Source organism: Metabacillus rhizosphaerae (assembly GCF_037201795.1).
Lineage (GTDB): Bacteria > Bacillota > Bacilli > Bacillales > Bacillaceae > Metabacillus > Metabacillus rhizosphaerae.
Genome location: NZ_CP147403.1, coordinates 1,123,608 through 1,147,395 on the forward strand (window position 1 = coordinate 1,123,608; position 23,788 = coordinate 1,147,395).

A 23,788-nucleotide genomic window follows, 5' to 3' on the forward strand; every position below is an offset into this window, starting at 1 on the left:
CATTACTGTATGCTTATTTCTTCCTCAGCCATCGTACCATTTGCTTCAACTTTCAACGAAATACTACCCTGAGCAATCGCTTTTAATTCACCTGTTTCAGGATCAAATAGAGCATCAAACTTCCCAGAAGCCTCTGCTTGTTCAAGCTGCTTACTGTCAGAACCTACAAACACATTCTCACTGCCATTCCATTTTACTGTCGCAGGGTAACGAAGAGGAATGGTCAGATCACCAGCCTGATGACCAGATGCGGTGATTTTTACGGTTTCACCTGTATTTACTGTAGCTGGTGCATTCATCGTAATATCCTCCAACATCGGTCTTACCTCAGCTCCGATCCAACTACGGTTAGCTGCTTGGCTGCGTGCTGCGGCATTTTCGGGACCAAAGGCTTTGTCTTTTACTGCTGTAGGGTCTACGCCGAACAAGGTCCATGAGTAAAATCCGCCTTCATCGGTAGGGCCGTATGGGGCCTTGCCTGCAGGTCCGACTACCATATACGGTACGCCTTCGACGCGTTCAACATTGACGGTATGGGCATGGCCGCTAAGATAGACGGCACCTTTTCCGCCTGAGGTTTTGCGGAAGTCCGTGAGCCATTGTTCAAGTAAATTAGCCTCTTTTTGGTCGCTGAGTTGGCTGTTTTTCGTTGGGAGCGGGTCGCGTGTTGGATGGTGTCCGACCACTACAACATTGTTGATTTTTGGATCAGAAGCCGCTTCATCAAGAGACTTTTTCAACTCGATTAATTGATCAAAATCACTTGTGCGCAAGCTTCCTGTAGATGTGTCGAGCATGATAAATCGTGTTTTTTTATGGTCAAAGGTAAAACGATTATTTTCAAATACGTTTATAAAATTGTCTAGCGATCCTGAGCCCATTATTTCATGGTTGCCTGGGATATAATAGATTGGTAACTTGTCTCCGACCTCTTCCTTTAAAATCTTTTCCGCAAGCTCAAAATCTTCCTTCCAAGCCGTGTCAACCAAATCGCCGTTGATCACAAGGAAATCAGGGTTTGCTTTGACAATTTGCTGAAGCGATTCGCGCGCCATTTGCACCTGTTGGCTATTTGGTGATTTTGCCGCAAATTGGCTGTCGGCTATTACGGCAAATGTCCAATTATTTCTGCCAATTTCTCCGTTTTGAATAATCAATGGATCTTTAGATTGTGGCTGTTCGGGAACCTCAAGAGTTGGTGGTACCTTTACAGTTAGATCATCAATGATTATTTTTCCTTTATATTGCTTGCTTCTGTTCGTTTCAACCGGATAAATCCGCCATAGCTTTGCAGGGTAGCGAATTCCTGCTGGAACAGATGCCTCAACGTATTTCCAGCCTGTCCAATTGATCTGGCTCGCCAATGACAAGGTGTAGCTTGTGTTTGCGGCATCTCTAATCACAGCACGCAGCCAAGCTCCGTTTCCATCACCATAAACCCATAAGCCAATTTTTTGCACATCACCTGGAAGCTCTAGCATTGGTTCTGCTTGGATATACGCTGCCCGTGTTGCTGTTGTTGTCGAGAAATCATAGGTAAGCTGAAGGCCTTGTCCATTTTTACCGGCCACAGGTTCCATCGAAGCCTTAACAGCTGAAGGATAGGTTGTATACGACCAATCAGCAAGATTCTCAAAATCGTCAGCTTGCTTTGTTGAAAGGCCGATTGTAACAGGAAGATACGTTTTATGTCCTTGAACCGTCACAGTAATTAGGGCTGATTCGCCTTCTGCCTTAGGCACAGCGGTAAAGCTACCATCACTGTTTTCTTTGATATCTATAACTGCTTTATCATAGTCTAGCTGCACATCACGTGGCTCAATTGGTGCTGCGTAGCCATCCTTGTCATAGCCAAGAATTGAAAAGTCTTGGCTTTTGTCCATTTCTAAGCTTAGGCGGGAAGGAGCTGCTTCAATTCTGGCTAATTCACCAAGGACAGTGATCTCCGTTGTTCCTTTGATCGCTGTTGCTTGAGCCTGTACAACCGCTGATCCGGATTTCTTTGCACGGAATATACTGTTCTCTTCAAATCCTCCTACATCAGATGGTAGTGCCCGCCAGGTGATAGTTCCGGTCGCAACTGGTGTATAATTTTCATCATAACCTGCACCCTTGAATGTCCTTGATAACCCTGGAAAGACGCGGTTACTGTTTTCCAACTCGGATGCCGCTGCTACTTTAAAACCTGATAGCTCACCACTGCCTGGTTTTGCAAAAATTCCAATTCCATTTGGCACAGAGCGCTCAGACCCGTCAGATGGTTGATTGACAACCTCAGCCTGATTGGAACCAAGCGAACGGGCAACCATTGTTGAAGAGCCACCGCCATCTAAATTCAGTACATTGTAGGCGCCGTATTCCTTCATCAGCTCTGCTAATTCTTTATACGTCATCCCACGGCTATCAATTTGCCGACCATCCACGACAGCTAAAAACATTTTCTTCCCATCTTTAGAGAAGCCAACCGCAGTTCTTGGGGCAGCCGTTGTATCATCTAAGCCTGCTGGGATCTCTCCATTTTCCATTAGCTTGATATTACCGCCAACAGCAAATGATAGTAGGCTGTCGCCATCCACTTTTGGGGAGTAGTCGACGGTTACGCTGTCACCAATCGATAAGCCCTTTAACGCCTCAGCACCTTTTTCTCTGCCGACTACGACGAAGCTGTTTTCATCAATCTGAACGCTTCCAGGCTGATTCGATGTACGAAGCACCTTTCCATCCTGAATCACGACTTCATATGTAGCGCTTGAGGTTCTTTGTTTTGTTCCCCATACTGATGTGTATAAGCCAATACCATCCTTAGGAAGTCCGTACTGGTTCAAAGCAGCTAGTGAATGCGTTCCTTTAGGAAGGGTAATCGTGCCTTCTAGAAGGAGATTTGCAATCTGTCCGACCCCGCTTTTGTCAACACCAGCCGTTAACGTATGTGAGCCCTCAGGTCCCTTTAACAGCTTGCCGTTTTGGATCGCTCCGCCAAGTGGTGCCTTTGTATTGTTAATATCAAAAAAGTCACCATTCACCCCGGCAATTGCGCCTGCTTCCTTGGCGATCTCGGACAACGGCTTTGCCGAAGCTATCGAGCCAGGGTGGAGCAGGTCCAAAGAAACGTTTTCATTTCCCAATTCAATTGTCATCATTTCCCCATTTAACCAGCCACGTGCATCAAATCTCTCAAAACGAGAAAGCTCTAGTCCTGGACCAATCGGTGTCGTTGCTTCATTCGAAACAATCGTTTTCCCCGCCGGTCCTACAAAGGTGACAGGTTCGTTTTTGTCCGATGACGTTGAACGCGCCTGAGCCACTGAAGATGACTCATCATTCTCAGCTTGTGCCGCCATTGGAACAGTAAGCATACATGCAAGTAAACCAACTAACCACTTACGCATCATTCTTTTTTCTCTCCTTTTTGTTTAAAAATAGATTAATAGAAACTCCATTTTTAACAATAGCAAACGAATGTTAAACCACTTTTAAGGAAAGGTAATTTTGTGTAGGAGGAAAGGAGGGTAAATGTTTACATTGGGTGCCTGTCACCACCCGAAGTTTGTCGAAAATAGCCACAGATCTCCTCCATTAGTTTCGCGTGCTTGTCACCACCCGAAATTTGTCGAAGATAGTCACAGATCTCCTTCCATAAACAATTCCACTTATTATGTAAACCAAGTTAAAATTATTACACTTAATAATCCTTTCTAACTAGTTTTTGTAATAATGTATCGCTCACTAGTACCTAAGTTTCAATTTCCTCATTAAGTTTGGTTTTTACACTTCTAAAGTAACCGTTACCAACACGATAAGGATAGGGGGAACTGCCCTTCCTGTCTGTTTTTTTGACAATTTTCCCTATATTGACGAAATGACTGAAATAGAATTAGATGTTAATAAGAGTAATGAAGGACTTTAGTATTTTGATATTATCCTACCCTTCTATCATCATAAATAGCTTTAATTTGTTTTTGCTTAGGAAACTATAAGATTCTTGTACTGTGGATAACACTTCGACATCCAGCTCCAGCGCCTAGCCCCTCGAGGTCATAAGCCACTTAAGAATTGAAGGCAAAAAAACACCTTCTATTCTTAAGCGTCTTATTGCCCGAGGCTGTTCAAGGCGCCCTGAGCTTTTGTTTTTCCCGAATGAAAGGAGCATTTTAGAAATGAAGAGCATCCAAAGTCGCTTATTCCTTATGCTTCTTATTTTCATCATCATACCGTATTTTTTATCTGTTTTTTTCATATATGGATATACAAAAGATAGAGTGGAACAGCAAGCACTTGAGGTTAGTAACAATCAAATGAATAAATTGTCAGTGGAACTGGAGCAATATTTTCAAGATATGATCGATCTTCCTTATATTCTGTATCGGAATCCTGACTTATTTCAGGTCTTCAGAAATGATAGTGAAGATTCAGGGTACTCTAACCCAAACTCGAGAGAAAAAAGCATAGAGACTTTTTATCTTATGCGAAATGAAATCCGCCAGGTTCGTTTTTATCTTGATAGAAACAAAGAATCTTTTACTGCTTATAACGCTAAGGTCAGTGCTCCTAAATTGAAACCTGACTTATTAAACGAAGAATCAATTAAAAAACTTTATCAATCAAACGTAAACTATCTGATTGAGCCTCCTCATCAACTTGTAAATTATAATAATGCTGCGATTGTTCCTCAGTCGGACAACACAGTCGTTATGACGTTTCACCATAAAGTCGTTGATGTGCTTTCAAATGAATTTCTCGGAATTATTACAATAGATATCGATTTAAATGGATATGCTCGTTTATGTAATACTCTCATTCAGGAGAATGAAGAATCTGTATTACTGGTTGATTCAAATGATCGTGTTATGTATGCAAGCGATGCTACTCTTATCGGTAAGGTCGTTCCACTTAGCTTACTAGAGCGTATCAATGCTAAGGATATTGATTCGGGAGAAGATATTTTATTATCGAAAACTTTATCTGGACCACTAAATCAATGGAAACTAATTAAGATAACTCCTAGTCAGTTCTTATTTAATGATGCAAGACAGACTGCATTTATAAACATACTCGTTGGTATTGGAGTAGGGATGATGGGTTTGCTAATGATAGGTTTTGTTTCATATAGAATCACTCGTCCAATTAAGATTCTTAGCAAAAAAGTGCTTTCTATTGAAGGTGGAAATATGAATGTCCCTTTTGAGCATAAAGGAGAGGACGAAATTGGTCATCTTGAAAAACATATGAAAGATATGATGGACCGCATTAACCACCATATTGAACGTGAATATAAACTAGACATTGAGAATAGAAAAAACCAATTTAGAGCACTAAAGTCTCAAGTGAATCCGCATTTCTTATTTAACGCATTACAATCAATTGGAGCTGTTGCTCTACGTTCTCAGTCTCCAAATGTCTACCAATTAGTAACATCCTTATCCAAAATGATGCGCTACTCTATCCGTGCTGATCAATGGGTCTTGGTACGCGATGAAGTGAATTATATCCAAGCATACCTCTCCCTACAAAAGGAGCGTTTTGGAAACAATATAAATGTTTCTATTAAACTAAACGAAGATATTCAAAGAATGAAAATCCCAAGCATGGTTATTCAGCCGCTTGTTGAAAACTTTTTTAAACATTGTTATGAAGAAGGATTCCAAGATACACACTTAAGCATATACGGAGAAATAAAAGGAGAAACGTTAACTCTTACAGTAGAAAACGATGGCCCAAGTGTCACACTCTCAAAGCTGCAATCATTAAGAGAAAATATTTACACCACTCCATATACAGGAACCTATTCACACGACCATATAGGTCTTAAAAACATCCATGACCGATTGGTATTAAACTATGGACAAAATGCAGGTCTAAAGCTAGATACGAAACAAGGACAAGGCTTTGTAGTTCAACTTGTCATTCCTCTAGACTCTAATGTATCAAACGATTAGCACGCTTTAATAACAAATCTATACAATTTGATTATTGTTCCATTAAAAAATTTGGCTCTTTTCTAAGAGATTGTTGCTATTAATTAGGTTCCTTGAGCAAAAACTATTTAGGTTGATTGGAGCGGAAGGTGCGAGACTCCTGTGGGCGCAGCGGGACAGGTGAGACTCATGCAGGCGCTATGCGCCGAGGAGGCTCACCGCCCGCCCCACGGAAAGCGAGCATCCTCTCGCTGCAATCAACCATTCCAAATACTTGTTATATAGCAACAAAGTTTGCGAAAATAGCAAAAAATTTTGATAAGGAGGCTAAGAACTGTATGAAGGCTCTAATTATAGATGATGAGTTCAATGTTCGTTATGTTATTCGACATTTAGGACAGTGGAAACAACACGGGATCACTGATGTTTTAGAAGCAGCTAATGGTGAGGAAGCAAAAAAAATAATAGAAAGTCAAAATCCGGAAATTATATTCACTGACATAAAAATGCCCGGAATAAGCGGAATCGAAATAATGGAGTGGTTAAATTCAATCGATTATTCAGGCAAAGTTATTTTCATTACAGGCTTTGACGACTACTCATTTATGCGAAAAGCCATTCAGTTCAACAGTTTCGACTATTTATTAAAACCGATTGAAGCAGATCCATTCAATCATACATTGTCAGCAGCCATTGAATCCTGGCAGAGTGAAAAGGAAGAGCGTCAAGACAAAGAGACAGGCGTACTCGAAGAGGTTAAAAGGTTTCGTATGAATCAGGTTGTTACACAAGCTTGTTTAGGGGAACCATTCGAAGAATCAGAAGTTGCTTCATTTCTTCCCCTTGCAGATGAATACGATGTTACACTCATTTCCTTTTATCATATGCATCATTCAGAACCATACATTCAATTATTAGCTGATGAGCTTTCTAATCAAGACTGGGGAAACGCATTTGCACTTCAGCATGATCAAAATCTTTGTCTTGTTATTTCTACACCAAAGCATTGGTTAGCGATTGAAGAATGGATTAGTCATCAATTTGACATTCCAGTTCGACTGGTTAGCGGGAAAACGTTACGTTTATTAAATGAAATACCTAGGTTGTACCAAGACTTACAAAAAACGATGGATGATCAAAAATACCGATCGATACACCGTTTGAATGACTTGGATGATGCGCAGCGCATGCAAAACATTGTTGATTTTGTAGAAACGCATTATATGGAAGAACTTAGTTTAGAAAAACTGGCAAACCGGTTCTTCTTAAGTCGTGAACATATCTCAAGAAAATTTAAACAACAAACTGGAATGCCCCTATCCAAATACATGATGAATCTTAGAATTGATCAGGCAAAATCATGGCTAAGTGAAACAGATGAGAGTATTTTATCTATTTCATTAATGCTTGGCTATCAAGATGAAAAATACTTTTCAAAGCTATTCAAAAAGGTCGTTGGGATCACACCATTTGAATATCGAAACGTAGATAAAAAACTTGCATTGACAAAATAGATAGATTGAAATTATTTCAGTTATCTTGTGAAACATACTTGGGGTGAGTTAATGAGAAAAGAGATACTATACATGTTATTAATTGGCACTCTGAGCCTTTCTTTTGCAGCATGTCAAAAAAATAATCCGGAGTCGACAACAAAAGAGAGAGAAATTGCCGAACGAAAAATCACCTTAAATGTACGAAATCCTAAAGTGGAAATTTCAAAACAGTTCGAACAATTGGTACAAGCTTATGAACGGGAAAATCCAAATATAGATATTCAAATAGAAACTGTTGGTGGTGCAACTGATGATCTTAGTGATCTAAAAGCACAGATTGCTGCAGGTACAGGTCCTGATATTTTCACAAACAATGGATACGAAAATGCGAAATTATGGCGAAAATATTTAGAAAACCTATCAGATCAACCATGGGTGAAGAATGCATATAAGGATACATTATCCCCAGTCACATTTAATGAAGAGATTTATGGTATGCCAATTAACTTGGAAGGTTACGGCTTTATTTACAATAAGGATTTATTTAAACAGGCAGAAATCAGTACGATACCAAAAACGCTAACAGAGTTAAGAGAGGCCTCAGAACAATTACAAAAGGCAGGCATCACTCCTTTTGCTAATGGTTATTACGAGGAATGGATATTGGGGGTACTTCTTTCAAATATCGCGTTTGCTCAACAAGAAGATCCAAACACGTTTATAAAAAACCTCAATTCCGGTACAGAAAAAATCACCAATAATCAGCAATTCAAGGATATCATTGATTTGTTGGATTTAACGATAGAATATGGAAATGATAATCCGCTAACAACGGACTACAATATGGAAATGAATTTGTTTGCAACAGGAGCTTCAGCAATGATGCTTCAAGGAAATTGGGTCCAGCCAATGATTGATCAAATATCGCCTGATATGAATATCGGATTTCTTCCAATACCTATTAATGATGAACGTAAAAATGACGCCTTGGTCGTTAGTGTCTCAAATTATTGGGTCGTAAACAAACAATCAACACCCGAAAAGAAAAAGGAAGCAAAAAAATTCTTAAACTGGATGGTTTCTTCCCAACAAGGACAAACATTTATGACTGAAAAATTTAAATTCATCCCTGCTTTTAAAAATATAGAGTCTAACCATTCAGGTCCCCTTGCTAAGGATACATTAGTATATTACAAAGAAGGAAAAACCATGAATTCTAACTGGTTCCATTTTCCTGTCGGAGTAAAAGAAGAATTTGGATCTTCCATCCAGTTATATGTCGGAAAACAGCTTGATCGCGATCAGTTACTGCAAGAATTTCAGAAATCTTGGAACAGTGCTGCTAGTCAGTAACCATGCCAACAACTATGTCAAGCAAGCAGCGGACAGTTAAATGCTATGTAATGTGAGACAGAAATTTAACTTAAGAACTGAATGAACCTCTAGATCCATTTCACCTTAATCAGATGATATCGTCCACCCCCTTTGTCGGGGTTTTTTTTCGTTTTTAAAGGCTCTTTTCTAAAAGATTGTTGTTTTTGAACAAAACTGATTAGGGTGATTGGTGCGGAAGGTGCGAGACTCCTGTGGGAGTAGCGGGACAGATGAGACCCCGCAGGCGCTTCGCGCTGAGGAGGCTCATCGCCCGCCCCACGGAAAGCGAGCATCCTGGAGCGCCAATCAACCAACCCAATACTATTTTAAAAGCAACAAAGTTTGCGAAAACAGCCTTTCGTCAAAATCCCCTACATATATCAATTTACGACTAAATTCGTATCAATCTATGACATATTCACAGAATCGTAACTATCCTATAATTCTATTTGTAGACAAGACACGGTGGCACTTGAGCAGTTTTCTGGTAAAGAACCACCCTTGTAAAAACTAAAAATTCTAGGAGGACGACCGATGAACTTTAAAAGATTTGCCAAACAAGCAACAGTCGTAACACTTAGTACAGCAATATTATTAGGTGCGGGAGAATCGCTGACTTATGCGAAAGAAAAAGACTCCCGAGATCACAATGAATCATATGGAATTTCCCATATGACACGTTCAGACATGTACAAGATGATTGAACAACAAAATGATCCAAGATATACAGTACCTCAATTCGACGAATCTAAAATCAAAAACATCTCTTCTGCAAAAGGATATGATGAGTTAGGTAAATTAATTAATTTAGATGTGTGGGACACATGGCCGCTACAAAATGCAGATGGAACAGTTGCAAATTATAATGGTTACCAAATTGTTTTCGGTTTAGCTGGAGACCCTGATAGAGGATGGGACACTTTTATTTACATGTTCTATAAAAAAATTGGTGACACAGGAATTGATAGCTGGAAAAATGCAGGTAGAGTGTTTAAAGATTCTGATAAATTCAAATCAGATGATCAAGTCTTAAGAGACCAAGCGGAAGAATGGTCAGGTTCAGCTACTTTTACTGAAGACGGAAAGGTTCGTTTGTTCTATACAAACCGTCAAGGCTGGGATCCAGCAAATAACTTCTTCGGAAAACAAACATTAACAACTGCTCAAATCAATGTATCTGAACAAGGTTCAAACACATTGAAAGTAGATGGAATTGAAGATCACAAATCAATCTTTGATGGTGACAAGAAAATCTATCAAACAGTTGAACAAGCTTTTGGAAATGGCGATTATTCTGATAATCATACATTAAGAGACCCTCACTATATTGAAGAAAATGGTCATAAATATCTAGTATTCGAAGCTAATACAGGAACTGAAACTGGATACCAAGGGGAAGAATCATTATTTAATAAGGCTTACTATGGCACTAGTGAATCTTTCTTCCAAAACGAGAAAAGCAAATTGTTACAAAGCTCTAAAAAGGATTTAGCGCAAATTTCAAACGGTGCTTTAGGAATTATTGAAATTAATGATGATTATACGTTAAAAAGAGTCATGAAACCATTGGTTACATCAAACACGGTAACAGATGAAATCGAACGTCCTAACATCTTTAAAAAGGATGGAAAATGGTACTTATTCACAAGCTCACGTGGATCAAAAATGACGATTGATGGCATTGATAATGAAGATATCTATCTATTAGGATATGTATCTAACTCATTAACTGGAACATACAAGCCTTTAAATAAAACTGGACTTGTTTTACACCATGATCTTGATCCATACGATGTTACTTGGAACTATGCTCATTTTGCAATTCCACAAGAAGGCAGTGACAATACAGTCGTAACAAGCTACATGACAAATAGAGGGTACTTCGAAGATCACAAATCAACATTTGCGCCAAGCTTCCAGCTTAACATTAAAGGCGACAAAACATCTGTTGTGAAAAATAGTATCCTTGAACAAGGACAGGTAACAGTAAAATAATAGTAGAATTAATCAATAAATTTATCAGGTAAAGTTAAAACAAAAAGAAAATGCCAATGATTTAGGTGGCATTTTCTTTTTTATATATAAGAAGTTTACCTTTTCTTAGAAGGAAAACGATAAAGTGGTGAGATAAATGAACAAAGAAATACGTAACAAAAAATGGGTGAAACCGTTGAGTTTTATACTAATTGGATTATCTATCATCATTGCAATCGGATTTTGGGTTAATAATCAGACAAATAAATCATCAACCAAAAAGGAAGAAACTCCTTCAAAGGAAGAGGATTCAACACCGGAAAATAAAGAACAGTCATATCGGGCTCAATACCATTTTACTGTACCAGATAAATGGAAAAACGATCCGCAGAAACCAATCTATTTTGATGGGAAATATCATTACTATTACCTCTATAATCGAGATTATCCTAAAGGTAATGGTACAGAATGGCGTCATGCAACTTCTAATGATTTAGTTCACTGGAAGGATGAAGGTGTAGCAATCCCTAAATACACAAACAATAATGGGGACCCCTGGTCAGGATCAGTTGTCATTGACAAAGAAAACACAGCCGGGTTTGGGAAAAATGCTCTCATTGCCATTGTGACACAACCTTCTGCAGATGGCGGCAAACAGGAACAATATCTTTGGTACAGTACAGACAAAGGAAAAACTTTTACCTCATATAGCGAGGATCCGATTATGAAAAATCCGGGTACACATGATTTTCGAGATCCAAAAATTATCTGGGACAAACGAAATGATAATTGGGTCATGGTCATGGCAGAAGGCAGCAAAATTGGCTTTTATGAGTCTAACAATTTGAAGGATTGGCATTATACGAGTGGCTTTTTTACAGAGGGAATTGGAATTGTAGAGTGCCCAGATCTTTATATGATGCGCGCTAATAATGGACAATTAAAATGGGTATTAGGTGTTAGTGCAAATGGAAAAACAAGCGGTAAGCCAAATACGTATGCTTATTGGACTGGATTTTTTGATGGCAAGGAATTCTACCCCGATCATGACGAACCACAATGGTTGGATTATGGCTTTGATTGGTATGGTGGAGTCACATTTGAAGGTGGCAAGGAACCTGATAACAATTTGAAACGTTATGCTTTGGCATGGATGAATAATTGGAATTATGTTCATAACACCCCAACAATGGAAGAGGACTTTAACGGCATGGATTCAATTGTTCGTCAAATTGAACTAAAGCATGAGGAAAACAATCAATACTATTTAGTCTCACAACCAATTAAAGCGATGAACCAATTAACAAACTCTACTGATTCTCACGAACAAATTGAAGTAAATGGCACTAAAACTCTTGATATAAAAGGTGAAATATATCAACTAGAGGCAGATATCTCTTGGTCAGAACTCAAAAACGTCGGATTTCGTTTACGCGAATCAGCTGACAAAGAAAGCCATATTGATGTTGGTATTTTTAATGACCCACTTCACCAATACTCATATGTTAATCGCTCAAGGACAGGTCACCCTGACGAGAGTAATCAATATGTAGAAAGTAAAGCACCATTTGATAGCAGCAAACAACAAGTACATTTGAAAATTCTCGTTGATAGATCCAGCATTGAAGTATTTATTGATGACGGAAAAATCACTCATTCTAATTTGATCTTCCCAAAAGCAGAAGATCAAGGCATTAGCCTCTACTCTGAGGGTGGAACAGCGATATTTGAGAATATTGAGATTAAACATATAAAATAGTTTCGGGTGGCAGTTTTGGGTGCCTGTCACCACCCGAAATTTGTCGAATTTAGATTTAGAATATACTAAAATATAGAAATCTATTAAATTAACCTCGGAAGAAGCAATCTTTGTTATAGAGTCCTTAATTTGTAAATCTTTACCCTACTATTCTTAACATTAAATTAATATCTCAAGTGTTCATCTCATTCATACCCAACTAAAAACCTAGTTTCTTCATCCTGCTTTTCACACTCAAATGATCGATCGTATTACAAATGATCGATAAATCCCCTAAAAACATTTCCGAATTATCCCAAATAACTATCCATTTGACTCATTTTTCATCATAAACTACGAAATTACATTTAATTCACATAGATTTCAAAACCATTTGGTACCGTTTTAGTAGAGCAATTCCATAGAAAAGACTTCAACACTAAAATGAGTAGGGAGGAATAGGTTGTGAATGGTAACAGTAAAGGGTTAAACAGACGTGATTTTTTGAAAGTCGGTGGAATGAGTACGGTCGCATTAACACTTGGAACAACTGGGTTATTGTCATTAAACGGTGCATCGGAAGCTATGGCAGGGTCTAGAAATACAAGCGGTGGATTTGGTGGCTATGGTCCTCTAGTGAAGGATCCAAATGGTATTCTTGATCTTCCAAGAGGCTTTCAATACAAGATTATTTCTAAAACAGGAGATCCAATGCCTAACGGTGACTTAGTACCTGCGATGCTTGATGGAATGGCTGCATATAAGGGTGAGAAAAATACGACCATCCTTGTACGTAACCATGAAAATGGAACGAACTCTCAATATCCAGTAAACGGAAAAAATCCTTGGAGCAAGGGAGCAGCTGGCGGTACGACAGCTCTTGTTGTAACACCTGACCGCCAAGTGATTGATGAATATGTCACCAATTCAGGAACGATCCGTAACTGTGCTGGCGGAGCTTCCACTTGGGGCACTTGGTTAACGTGTGAAGAAACACGTGATTTAGGCCACGGCTTTGTGTTTGAAGTAAATCCTCTTGAACCAGAGAATGAAATGTCGAAAACGCCTATTCGTGATATGGGGTATTTTTCTCATGAAGCATGTGCTGTTGATCCTTCAACTGGAATTTGGTATTTAACAGAAGATGCCAGCCCAAGCTTCCTGTATCGTTTTACACCGCATGATCGCAGCCAAACACTTGGTTCGCTTCAAAAAGGCGGAATTCTTGAAGCTGCAGCGATTGATGAGATTTCAACTTCTTCTTCTAGTCAATTAAACAGCGGACAAAAGTTCGGAATCGTGTGGAAAAAGGTAAAACCTGAGCGTGCCCAGCAGGATGCGAAGGATTTAGGTTGTATTCAATTTAGCCGCTTAGAGGGAGCTATTTTTTCTGCGGGAACATTCTGGTTTGATGACACAAGTGCTGGTTCTGAAGACCTTGGTCGTGTGTATCGTTATTTCCCTGCTACAAATATACTTGAGCTTTTCTATGAGTCAACATCACAAAATGAGTTAGAAATGCCTGATAATATCACCATGGCTCCATGGGGAGATCTTTGGATTGCAGAAGATGGTGGCGGAAATGATCGCATCATCGGTTTAACGCCAGAAGGGAAGATTTACACATTTGCAGAGAATATGATGAATGGTTCGGAGTTCGCAGGACCTACATTCTCTCCAGATGGAAAAACGTTCTTCGTAAATATGCAAACACCTGGAATTACCTTTGCAATCTGGGGACCTTTCGCTCGCAGAAATACTGCTCGTCAACGGGCAATGGGACTTGCGGCACCCCCAGCAGGACTAGCACCTGCTGTATCTGACAAGCTTCTTGCGTTCGCTGAAGAGCAAGGAATGTCCCGATTAGAAGCGGCTGCATTAGAGCGCCATGGAATGCCGATTATCTAAGGGACTCGGAGTGGGACTCACGGGACTCAGGGACAGGTACCTTGTCCCAAGTTTTTAGAGGATTAGATTTTACGATAGGTGATCTATGAAAGAAAACACCGAACTCGCTCACTTGAATGGTGTTTAAAATAGGTGAACACCATTTAAGTGAGGATTGGGAATACAACCTAGGATCTTTAAAATCACCTTTTTACCAATTAATATTATATTGTCCTAAATTGCGCTAGGAAGAAATGAAAGAGACCATTTAATGTTTTTACAGGTAAATGTTTTATTTACTTTGCAGATTATTTTATTGTTTGTGTGGAATATAAAAAGTGTAACCCAATTCAATATCCTCTGTTTATGCTTTATCCACTTATCATATTTTAATCATATGTTGAAAATCCCACATTTTCTTTTTTAAAAGCCATTAGTTTTGATTAACAAATGTAAATATGCAACAACCTCAAAACCTCAAAAACTCCTTTTGAAATTCTATAACCGCACTAAGACCTCTGATGTTTACTGAAATTCACCAAAATTGAAAATCAAAGAAAAAAGTATCTCTTATCTACGGAAAATTAAGTGCAGTACTGAGGTGATTTATATCCCGAGGGTAGCAAGGACAAAGAGCAGTAGTGGCATCTATCACATTATGCTGAGAGGAATAAATAGACAAACGATCTTCGAGGAGATGAGGACAAGATTAAGTTTTTAGTGACACTTAAAAAATATGTGGCATGGGTTTTATTAATTTATACAAAAATGACAATCCCAGTATTATTGCTATTTGTTTTACTTTTGGGTTTTGCTGCCGGTTTTGGTGCCCAAGCATTTTATGGTTTATGGGCAAGTGAACTTTTTCCAACAAAATATCTTGCTCGGGCACAAGGCATTATGTTCTAGAGCAGGGATTGCGTTATGGTCTATTGTTATGCCAATGATATTCACAAAACTTGGATTCAATATGGCTGGTATGGTCATGATTTCCTTTTTAGTTATTGCTGCAATTATTGGCATAGTATGGGCACCTAATACTAGAGGTAAAACGCTTAAAGAAATTGAGTTTGAACACTATGGCAATTCAAAAAGTGGGAAATCAGGTTTGGAAGTTTTTCTAATTGGATGGATTGGATACGTTGTAGAATCAATAGGAATTAAAAAACCAATAAATTATTCAAGAATGGTGTAGAAAGTATGCTAGAAAGAAAGGCATTAAGACTTTTACTTAATCAATATCAAGAAGAAATTTATCGAAAAAGAAAAAATGTTAGAAGAAATGAGAAAGAATTCATGGCCGAATAAGACAATAACTTGTCCTAATTAGCCATGATATATTATTCTCTATAAAGTAAAATTAGAAAAAAAGGGGGGATATATTGAAATTAATCTTTATATCATTGGACACGCTGAGAGCTAACCGACTAGGATGTTACGGATACAAACTTCCAACAACTAGTCCATATATGGATCATATAGCAAGTCAAGGTGTTCTTTTTTGAAAACGCTTTCGATTCTGATATTCCAACTGAAGTTGCTTATACTAGTATTTTTACAGGGAAAGTAGGTTTGACAACTGGTGTTGTATCACATGGTTCTCCATCAACTTATCTTACCATCATTGCTTCGGAACGCTGGTTACACGACTAGAGCAGTAGATAATTGACATGGGAAGAATGGAAAGCAAATCCTAGAAGAGAGCTTATTGATATGCCAGTTAAAAATTAATGAACAGCACTTCATTAACAAAACTAAAAGTGGAGGAAGTGGCTGGTTAAATATCTAAAAATAATGAATATATTGATAATTATTTTGATTCAAATTGATTTCACAAGGGGGAGAATGATGAAGAATGTGACGAAGCTAGCCTTTGCATTTATATTTTTGCTATCGATGATTATAGCAGGTTGTACCAATAATGAAAGCGCTAACACGAATAACGAAGAAGAACTAGTTTCAAATGGTGATGAAAATAAACAAGATATATCAGAAGTCGATGTATCTCAAATTAAGGAGTTCAAACAATCACCAATGCTCAATGATAAGGGGCTGCCAGATGTAAAAGAAAGGCTTCCACTGGAACCGAAATTACCAAACGAAATGCCAGCAAAATTTCTTCAGTTCGAAATTGGTAAATACGGTGGAGAGCTAAATACTGTAACACGGGATCCTAAGTGGGATGCGGATTTGTTTGTCATGAGCAATGAGCCACTATTAAATACACCAGGTATTCTCGGTGAAGAGGTCACTGGAAACGTTCTTAAGGACTATGAAGTTACTGAAGATCAAAAGGAATTTACTTTCTATATGAGGGAAGGACTAAAATGGTCTGACGGTGAGCCGGTTACAACCGAAGACGTAAGGTTTGCAGTAGAGGATGTATTACTTAATGAAGAAATCATGCCAATTGTGCCTTCTTGGTTACATTCAGGTGGTAATGCACAAGGAAACCCATTGAAGCTTGAGGTTGTTGATGAATACACATATAAGATTTCTTTTGATGAGCCGTATGGTGGTTTTCCAATTGCTTTAGCCATTGGAAACTGGCGAGGATATAATGATCTATTGAAACCAGCTCATTACCTAAAGCAGTTTCATAAAAAATATGCTGATGCAGCTGAATTAGAAAAACTAATTAAAGAAGCTAAATTAGGAGAAGATACAGAATCAACGTGGGTGAACTTTTTTAACTACATGGATATTACTGAAAGAGAGATGAGTCATTCTAATGCAGTTGGTTTCCCTTCTTTGTATCCTTGGACTATGAAAGAAATGGATAAAACTTACGCGATATATGAACGAAATCCATATTATTTTAAAGTTGATCCAGAAGGTAATCAGTTACCGTATATTGATTCAATTAAGAGCACAATTGTACAGGATACAGAGGTAGTTGGTTTAAAAACAATTGCAGGAGAAGTTGATTTCTCCCGTGAAACGACGGCATTAACTAAAATGCCAGTTTATAGAGAAAATGCCGAAAAGGGTGGTTACGAAGCATTACTAGCAAATATGCATGTTACTCCATCGGATGTGTTTTTAAATCAAACATATAATGATCCAGTATGGCGCGAAGTAGTACAGGACATTCGTTTTAGACAAGCATTAAATTTTGCGATTGATCGTGAAGAGATTATTGATTCACTTTATTTTGGATTTGCTGAGCCATCAGAAATTACAGATAGTAAATTAGATCTTGATAAAGCCAACCAGCTTTTAGATGAAATGGGGATGAAAAAGGGAACAGATGGATATCGGATTGGTCCAGATGGCAAACGTTTTTCAATTCCATTTGAAGTACAAGCAGCGGCCCCAGATATTGTACCACTTGCTGAGCTCCTTGTAGAAATGTGGAAAGAGATAGGCATACATGCAGCAGTTAAAACGATTGATGGAACATTATGGGGTACGCGTAATACAGCCAATGAATTGAAAGCATCTATTATGTGGACACATACACCTCTTTATTATATGTCTGATTATGGAGAAACATTTTGGGGTCCACTTTGGGATTCTTGGTGGCAATCCGGAGGTGAAACAGGAGAGGAACCGCCCGAACATGTTAAAAAGTTCTTTACCTTGATGGATGAGTTACAGGTAAGTACTCCTGAGGAAGCTAAAGCGGTCGAAGAAAAAATAAGAGAAGAAATGAAAAATAATCTGCATTATTTTGTTCATGTTGAGAAAGTTAAACAACCTTTAATTGTAAATAACAAACTTGGAAATATCACGGATAAAGGGACAGCAATTAGCATCAATTTCGCAGGGGAACAAATGTACTTTAAAGAATAAAACAGAAAAAATCTTAATGAAACTTAGGTAGCTGATCCTGAATCCTACCTAAGTTTTTCCTTAAATCCATTTTAAAGGAAAAGGAGGTTCATAGATGTTAACATTCATTGGTCACCGTCTCATCCAATTAATACCATTACTGTTTGCGATTAGTATCATATCGTTTGTATTAATCCAATTACCTCCTGGTGATTATTTAACAACTTATATTCAGCAGCTTGAAATGGCTGGTACAGATGTATCAGAAGGTACGGTCCAAAGTCTAAAAGCACAATATGGATTGGATCAACCGATGTATGTTCAATACATGATTTGGCTTAAGAATATAGTATTGCACGGTGACTTTGGAAGGTCATTTACTTGGAATGAGCCGGTTTCAGACGTAATTGGGGAACGGCTAGGTCTCACCGTGGTTATCTCTATTTGTACGTTAATTTTTACATGGATTATCGCGATTCCAATTGGAATCTATTCTGCAGTTCGTCAATATTCCTTTATGGATTATATATTCACATTCATTGGTTTTATTGGTCTGGCTTTACCAAATTTCTTAATTGCTCTCGTTGCTATTTATACTGTTTTTGTCAACACAGGCGTAGCCCTTACAGGATTATTCTCACCTGAATATGCAACAGCACCATGGAGTTTTGCAAAGGTCATTGATTTATTGAAGCATATTTGGATCCCAACATTAATTATAGGTACATCTGGGACAGCTGGACTGATTCGTGTTATGCGAGGGATGCTGCTTGATGAATTACAAAAACAATATGTTATAACGGCTCGTGCAAAGGGTGTAAGGGAGCAGACATTATTGTTTAAATACCCTGTCCGGATGGCCATCAATCCTCTTATAAGTACAATTGGTTGGACACTACCTGCAATTATTTCCGGTGAAGCGATTGTTTCAATCGTACTTAATTTACCGACAACAGGCCCAATGCTATTAGATGCACTAATGACTCAGGATATGTACCTTGCCGGTAGTTTCATCTTGATTCTTAGTATATTGACTGTTATAGGTACGTTAATCTCAGATATATTACTTGCGTGGGTCGATCCCCGAATTAGATTTGGAGGGGTAGAAGAATGAAACTGATTCTAAGAAAGAATAACCAACCAGTTCAGGTAACAGATAATAAAAACCTAGAAAATGAATATGAGATAGCCTCTCAATGGAAATTAATGTGGTGGAAATTTAAAAAGCATAAGCTTGCAATTATTTCGGCGCCTATATTAACACTACTTCTTATTATTTCAGCTTTTGCAGAATTTTTAAGTCCACATGTCCCCTTAGAGCGATTTTCGGATTATAAATTTGCTCCACCTCAAACAATCAATTTTATTGATCCTGAAACGGGCTTTAGTTTTCGGCCGTTTGTTTACGATATGAAAGAGGAAATGAATCAGGAAACGTTTAGAAAAACATTCCAAGAAGATACTTCGAAAAAATATCCAATCCATTTCTTTGTAGAGGGAGAACCCTACAAATTATGGGGACTTATCAAGATGAATACCCATTTTATTGGGCTAAAGGATGCTGATGCACCTTTCTTTCTTATGGGAACAGATTCATTAGGAAGGGACTTATTTACAAGAATTCTCCATGGATCTAGGGTATCGTTATCGTTTGCGTTTCTAGGGATTATCTTTACGGTTATTCTAGGAATTATTCTAGGAGGGATTTCGGGTTATTTCGGTGGTATTACAGATACTGTTATTCAACGTATCATTGATCTTTTATTATGTATTCCTGCAATTCCATTATGGATGGCACTAGCAGCAGCACTTCCGGCAGATTGGTCACCAATCAAGATTTATTTTGGGATGATTATGATATTTTCCATAATTGGTTGGACAGGATTGGCACGTGTTGTAAGGGGGAAAATTTTATCACTCCGTGAAGAAGACTTTACAATGGCTGCTAGGTTATGTGGAGCAAGTCATATTCGTATAATTACCAAACATTTGATTCCGTCGTTTGCGAGTTACATCATTATTAGCGTCACGATCTCCATACCAGCTACCATTCTTGGTGAAACATCATTAAGCTTTCTTGGACTAGGGCTACAGGCTCCTGTAGTAAGCTGGGGAGTTCTTTTAGGGGACTCTCAAAAACTAGAAAACTTAGCGCATCACCCATGGCTCTTGTGGCCAGCTGCATTTATTGTCGTGGCTGTACTTGTATTTAACTTTCTTGGTGACGGACTACGGGACGCAGCGGATCCTTATAAATAAAGGAGGTATTTAAGATTGAGCAAAATTCAACAAACAATCGAGACTTCAAAAAGTATACATGAAACTAGCATTAATGATAATGAAGAGATTATCTTAGAAGTTAATAATCTGAAAACCTACTTTAAATTAGATGAAGGTATTTTAAAAGCAGTTGATGGTGTTGATCTTCAATTAAAAAAAGGGAAAACACTCGGAATTGTTGGGGAAAGTGGTAGTGGAAAAAGTGTGACAACAAAAGCTATTTTACAAATTGTTGATACTCCCGGAGAAGTGGAGGGTGAAATAAAATTCAGGCGTAGAAAAAATGGTGAAATTATCGATATTGGAAAACTACATTCAAAAGGAAGCGAAGTTCGAGATATTCGCGGTGGCGAAATATCGATGATTTTCCAAGAGCCAATGAAGGCCTTTTCTCCGATTCACACGATCGGAAATCAATTAACTGAAGCAATCCTGTTGCACGATACTAAAGACGAAAAGGAAGCGCGAAAAATCGCAATTGATACATTGGAAAAAGTAGGAATGTCAAATCCTGATCAAAGAATAGATCAATATCCACATGAGCTTTCTGGAGGGATGAGGCAAAGAGCAATGATTGCAATGGCATTATGTTGTAATCCATCCATACTAATTGCAGATGAGCCAACAACTGCACTAGACGTTACCGTTCAAGCACAGGTGCTTGATTTAATTAATAATTTAAAAGAAAACACTGGGTCAGCAGTAATTTTTATTACACATGATCTTGGAGTTATTGCAGAAATGGCTGATGATGTCGCGGTTATGTATCTCGGAAAAGTAGTTGAATATACCGATGTTGATACACTATTTTTCGGTGCCCTTCATCCATATACACAAGGCTTGTTACAGTCAATCCCTTCGTTAGCGATGATAAATCAACGGTTAGAATCAATTGAAGGAACGGTGCCTACTCCTATCAATCTACCGAAAGGATGCGGATTTTATTCTCGCTGTAAAAAAGCAAAGGATGGCGTATGTAATGTAGATGATATTCCATTCGTAAAAGTAAAGGAGGGTCATTATGTTAGATGTGTCCTTGTCGAGTAAAAATCATAGAAGAGAAACAGAGGTCATTAACATTCCAAAGAAAATCTTAGAAGTTCAATCAATGAAAAAATACTATCCAATTAAAAGAGGCTTCTTAAAAAAAACAGTCGGTTATGTTAAAGCTGTCGATGACGTTTCATTATATGTAAATGAAGGAGAGACGTTTGGCTTGGTTGGCGAATCTGGTTGTGGCAAATCAACGCTTGGGAAAAGTTTATTACGTGCGATTGAACCATCAGGTGGTTCCATAAGATTTAGGGATCGACATGATGAACTAGTTGATGTGATGGATTTAGATTATAAAGGCTTACGTGATATTCGCAGAAATATGCAAATGGTCTTCCAAGATCCTTATTCATCACTAAATCCACGAATGACTGTGTTAAATATTATCGGAGAGCCATTGATATGTAACAAAATTGCAAGAGGTGAAGAGCTCAGGGAGAGAGTTAAATACTTAATGGAAGTTGTCGGACTTAACAGCCGACATCTTGAACGTTATCCACATGCATTTAGTGGTGGACAAAGGCAGAGGATTGGAATAGCTCGGGCGTTGGCTACTAATCCAAAATTTTTAGTTTGTGATGAGGCTGTTTCTGCGCTAGATGTTTCGATTCAGGCTCAAATTATAAATCTATTACAAGATTTACAAAAAGAACTTAATTTAAGTTATTTATTTATCTCACATGATTTAGGAGTCATTCAGCATATATCTGATAGGGTTGGTGTCATGTATGTCGGGAAAATGGTGGAAATGGCAAGTACAGAAGAACTATTTGCAAATCCTAAACATCCATATACAGAAGCGCTGTTGTCTGCAAAACCGATTCCAAATCCACGTCTTAAGAAAGAAAGGATTATTCTTAGAGGTGAGGTGGCCAATCCAGCTAATCCACCTTCTGGATGTTATTTCCATCCTCGATGCCCATATGCACAAGAAATTTGCAAGCAGCAAGCACCTGAATTTAAAGAAATAAGTAGCGGTCATCACGTTGCATGTCACTTTACTAATGAGTTGGAATTAAAAGGGGCAGTCGGAATATGAATTATATTTTCTTGTTTATGCTTATCTTTGCTATATCAGTATTTCTGATTATGCTTGCATCGATTTGGTTTATGAACTTCTTTTCAAGAAAATATATTGGAGAAAAGCACATGGTTTTAGAGGAACTTACAAAAGGAGAAGTACCAAAACTTTGGTCTAAAAGATTTAAAGAAAAGAGTAACAAACTACAAAAAAAAGGAGATCAGCAAGAAAAAATTTCTATTTTACAAAAAGAGGAAGATGAAACGCATTTAAAAAAACTCAGTAACATTGTCAAATATATTCAAAAAACAAAATTAATAGAGGATGAAGAAACTAGATCAATCATATTGGCTGATTTGGAGAAAACACGTAAAAAATGGGAGGAAGGTAAATATAATGGGGCTTGATTCAGCGTCGAGTAAAAAGAAGTATTACTTTACGTTTTTAGCCTATTTATTTTCTGCAGTAACCGCATTTATTGGTATTTTGCTATGGTTCACGATTAGAGAAACATTAATGGTTACATTGACGTATGTATCTTTTAATTTCTGGAGTCTTCCAGCGATTGATAATTTTAGTTTTTTGATTCTTGGTATAGGTTGGCTAATTTTGGTTTATTTTAGCTACTATTACTATCAGAAAGGATTCAAAGAAGGGAAAGCTTTGTCTAAGATACTACGTATAACTGGTGTGCAGACTCTCTTGTTTATTGTATGCAAAATAATCATGATTTCACAGCTGGATTAGTAATGGATACTAGTAACTATTTAAAAGCAGCAGCTGAATGTTTTGTTGGAATCGGCATCATATATACTATGCCATGAGAAGGAATAGGGAGAAAACGAAAGATAATAGTTTAACATCTTAACATACTGGAAGGAGTATCCCGATTGAAAAAAGCAAACCTATTAAGCATAGTACCGTTAGTTCCAGCTATAGAAATGGAAAAAACAATTGCATTTTATACTGAACAATTAGGGTTTAATAACCATATCAGGGATGGTGAACCACTGACTTATGCTGGATTGAAAAATGGCAATGTGGAATTTCATCTTTATAAGACATCAAAAAAATATTTATGTGACTGGTCTGTCATTCGAATTGAAACGAATAATATCAATGATCATTATGAAAAGTACAAGAAACGGGAATTTCTACATCCAAACGGAAAACTAGAATTGAAAAACTATGGATTAAAGGAATTTTCGTTACTCGATCCAAACGGAGTATTAGTTACATTTTTTGAAAGAACTTAATTGTCATTAAAACTTTTAAA

16 protein-coding genes are annotated in these 23,788 nt (G+C 37.9%); 15 read left to right on the forward strand and 1 reads right to left on the reverse strand.

Features of this window, described 5'->3' with window-relative positions:
* Positions 1-2: 2 nt before the first annotated feature.
* The gene (locus WCV66_RS05385; protein WP_338788173.1) at positions 3-3,023 is read right to left on the reverse strand and encodes a phosphodiester glycosidase family protein; all 3,021 of its coding nucleotides are present in this window, start codon (positions 3,021-3,023) and stop codon (positions 3-5) included.
* Between the two features lie 1,134 nt (positions 3,024-4,157).
* On the opposite strand from WCV66_RS05385, the gene WCV66_RS05390 reads away from it, so the two are divergent.
* The 15 genes from WCV66_RS05390 (at position 4,158) to WCV66_RS05460 (ending at position 23,768) form a co-directional block, all read left to right on the forward strand.
* Positions 4,158-5,936 carry a sensor histidine kinase gene (locus tag WCV66_RS05390; RefSeq protein ID WP_338788174.1) on the forward strand — a complete coding sequence of 593 codons (1,779 nt, stop codon included), beginning with the start codon at positions 4,158-4,160 and terminating at the stop codon, positions 5,934-5,936.
* A gap of 317 nt (positions 5,937-6,253) precedes the next feature.
* Positions 6,254-7,429: a response regulator gene (locus tag WCV66_RS05395; protein WP_338788175.1), complete on the forward strand. Its 1,176-nt coding sequence runs from the start codon at positions 6,254-6,256 to the stop codon at positions 7,427-7,429.
* A gap of 51 nt (positions 7,430-7,480) precedes the next feature.
* Positions 7,481-8,764 (forward strand): ABC transporter substrate-binding protein, encoded by a 1,284-nt coding sequence (locus WCV66_RS05400; protein WP_338788176.1) that lies wholly within the window; start codon positions 7,481-7,483, stop codon positions 8,762-8,764.
* A gap of 555 nt (positions 8,765-9,319) precedes the next feature.
* Entirely contained in the window at positions 9,320-10,780 is a 1,461-nt protein-coding gene (locus tag WCV66_RS05405; protein ID WP_338788177.1) for a glycoside hydrolase family 68 protein, read from the forward strand.
* A gap of 136 nt (positions 10,781-10,916) precedes the next feature.
* Positions 10,917-12,518, forward strand: a complete 1,602-nt coding sequence (locus tag WCV66_RS05410) for a glycoside hydrolase family 32 protein (RefSeq protein WP_338788178.1) — start codon at positions 10,917-10,919, stop codon at positions 12,516-12,518.
* A gap of 444 nt (positions 12,519-12,962) precedes the next feature.
* Positions 12,963-14,405 carry an alkaline phosphatase PhoX gene (locus tag WCV66_RS05415; RefSeq protein WP_066329586.1) on the forward strand — a complete coding sequence of 481 codons (1,443 nt, stop codon included), beginning with the start codon at positions 12,963-12,965 and terminating at the stop codon, positions 14,403-14,405.
* 820 nt (positions 14,406-15,225) lie between these two features.
* Positions 15,226-15,579: a hypothetical protein gene (locus WCV66_RS05420; protein ID WP_338788180.1), complete on the forward strand. Its 354-nt coding sequence runs from the start codon at positions 15,226-15,228 to the stop codon at positions 15,577-15,579.
* 653 nt (positions 15,580-16,232) lie between these two features.
* The gene (locus WCV66_RS05425; protein ID WP_338788182.1) at positions 16,233-18,179 is read left to right on the forward strand and encodes an ABC transporter substrate-binding protein; all 1,947 of its coding nucleotides are present in this window, start codon (positions 16,233-16,235) and stop codon (positions 18,177-18,179) included.
* Between the two features lie 94 nt (positions 18,180-18,273).
* The gene (locus WCV66_RS05430; protein ID WP_066329571.1) at positions 18,274-19,272 is read left to right on the forward strand and encodes an ABC transporter permease; all 999 of its coding nucleotides are present in this window, start codon (positions 18,274-18,276) and stop codon (positions 19,270-19,272) included.
* Positions 19,269-20,417, forward strand: a complete 1,149-nt coding sequence (locus tag WCV66_RS05435; RefSeq protein ID WP_338788184.1) for an ABC transporter permease — start codon at positions 19,269-19,271, stop codon at positions 20,415-20,417. Before WCV66_RS05430 ends, WCV66_RS05435 begins: the two co-directional genes overlap by 4 nt.
* A gap of 15 nt (positions 20,418-20,432) precedes the next feature.
* Positions 20,433-21,485 carry an ABC transporter ATP-binding protein gene (locus WCV66_RS05440; RefSeq protein ID WP_260445667.1) on the forward strand — a complete coding sequence of 351 codons (1,053 nt, stop codon included), beginning with the start codon at positions 20,433-20,435 and terminating at the stop codon, positions 21,483-21,485.
* Between the two features lie 31 nt (positions 21,486-21,516).
* Positions 21,517-22,530, forward strand: a complete 1,014-nt coding sequence (locus WCV66_RS05445; protein ID WP_338789402.1) for an oligopeptide/dipeptide ABC transporter ATP-binding protein — start codon at positions 21,517-21,519, stop codon at positions 22,528-22,530.
* Positions 22,527-22,919 (forward strand): hypothetical protein, encoded by a 393-nt coding sequence (locus tag WCV66_RS05450; RefSeq protein WP_338788185.1) that lies wholly within the window; start codon positions 22,527-22,529, stop codon positions 22,917-22,919. Before WCV66_RS05445 ends, WCV66_RS05450 begins: the two co-directional genes overlap by 4 nt.
* Positions 22,909-23,259, forward strand: coding sequence for a hypothetical protein (locus WCV66_RS05455; protein WP_066329566.1), 351 nt, complete (start codon positions 22,909-22,911; stop codon positions 23,257-23,259). Before WCV66_RS05450 ends, WCV66_RS05455 begins: the two co-directional genes overlap by 11 nt.
* A 143-nt stretch (positions 23,260-23,402) precedes the next feature.
* Positions 23,403-23,768, forward strand: a complete 366-nt coding sequence (locus WCV66_RS05460) for a hypothetical protein (RefSeq protein WP_083964519.1) — start codon at positions 23,403-23,405, stop codon at positions 23,766-23,768.
* The last annotated feature ends 20 nt before the right edge of the window (positions 23,769-23,788 follow it).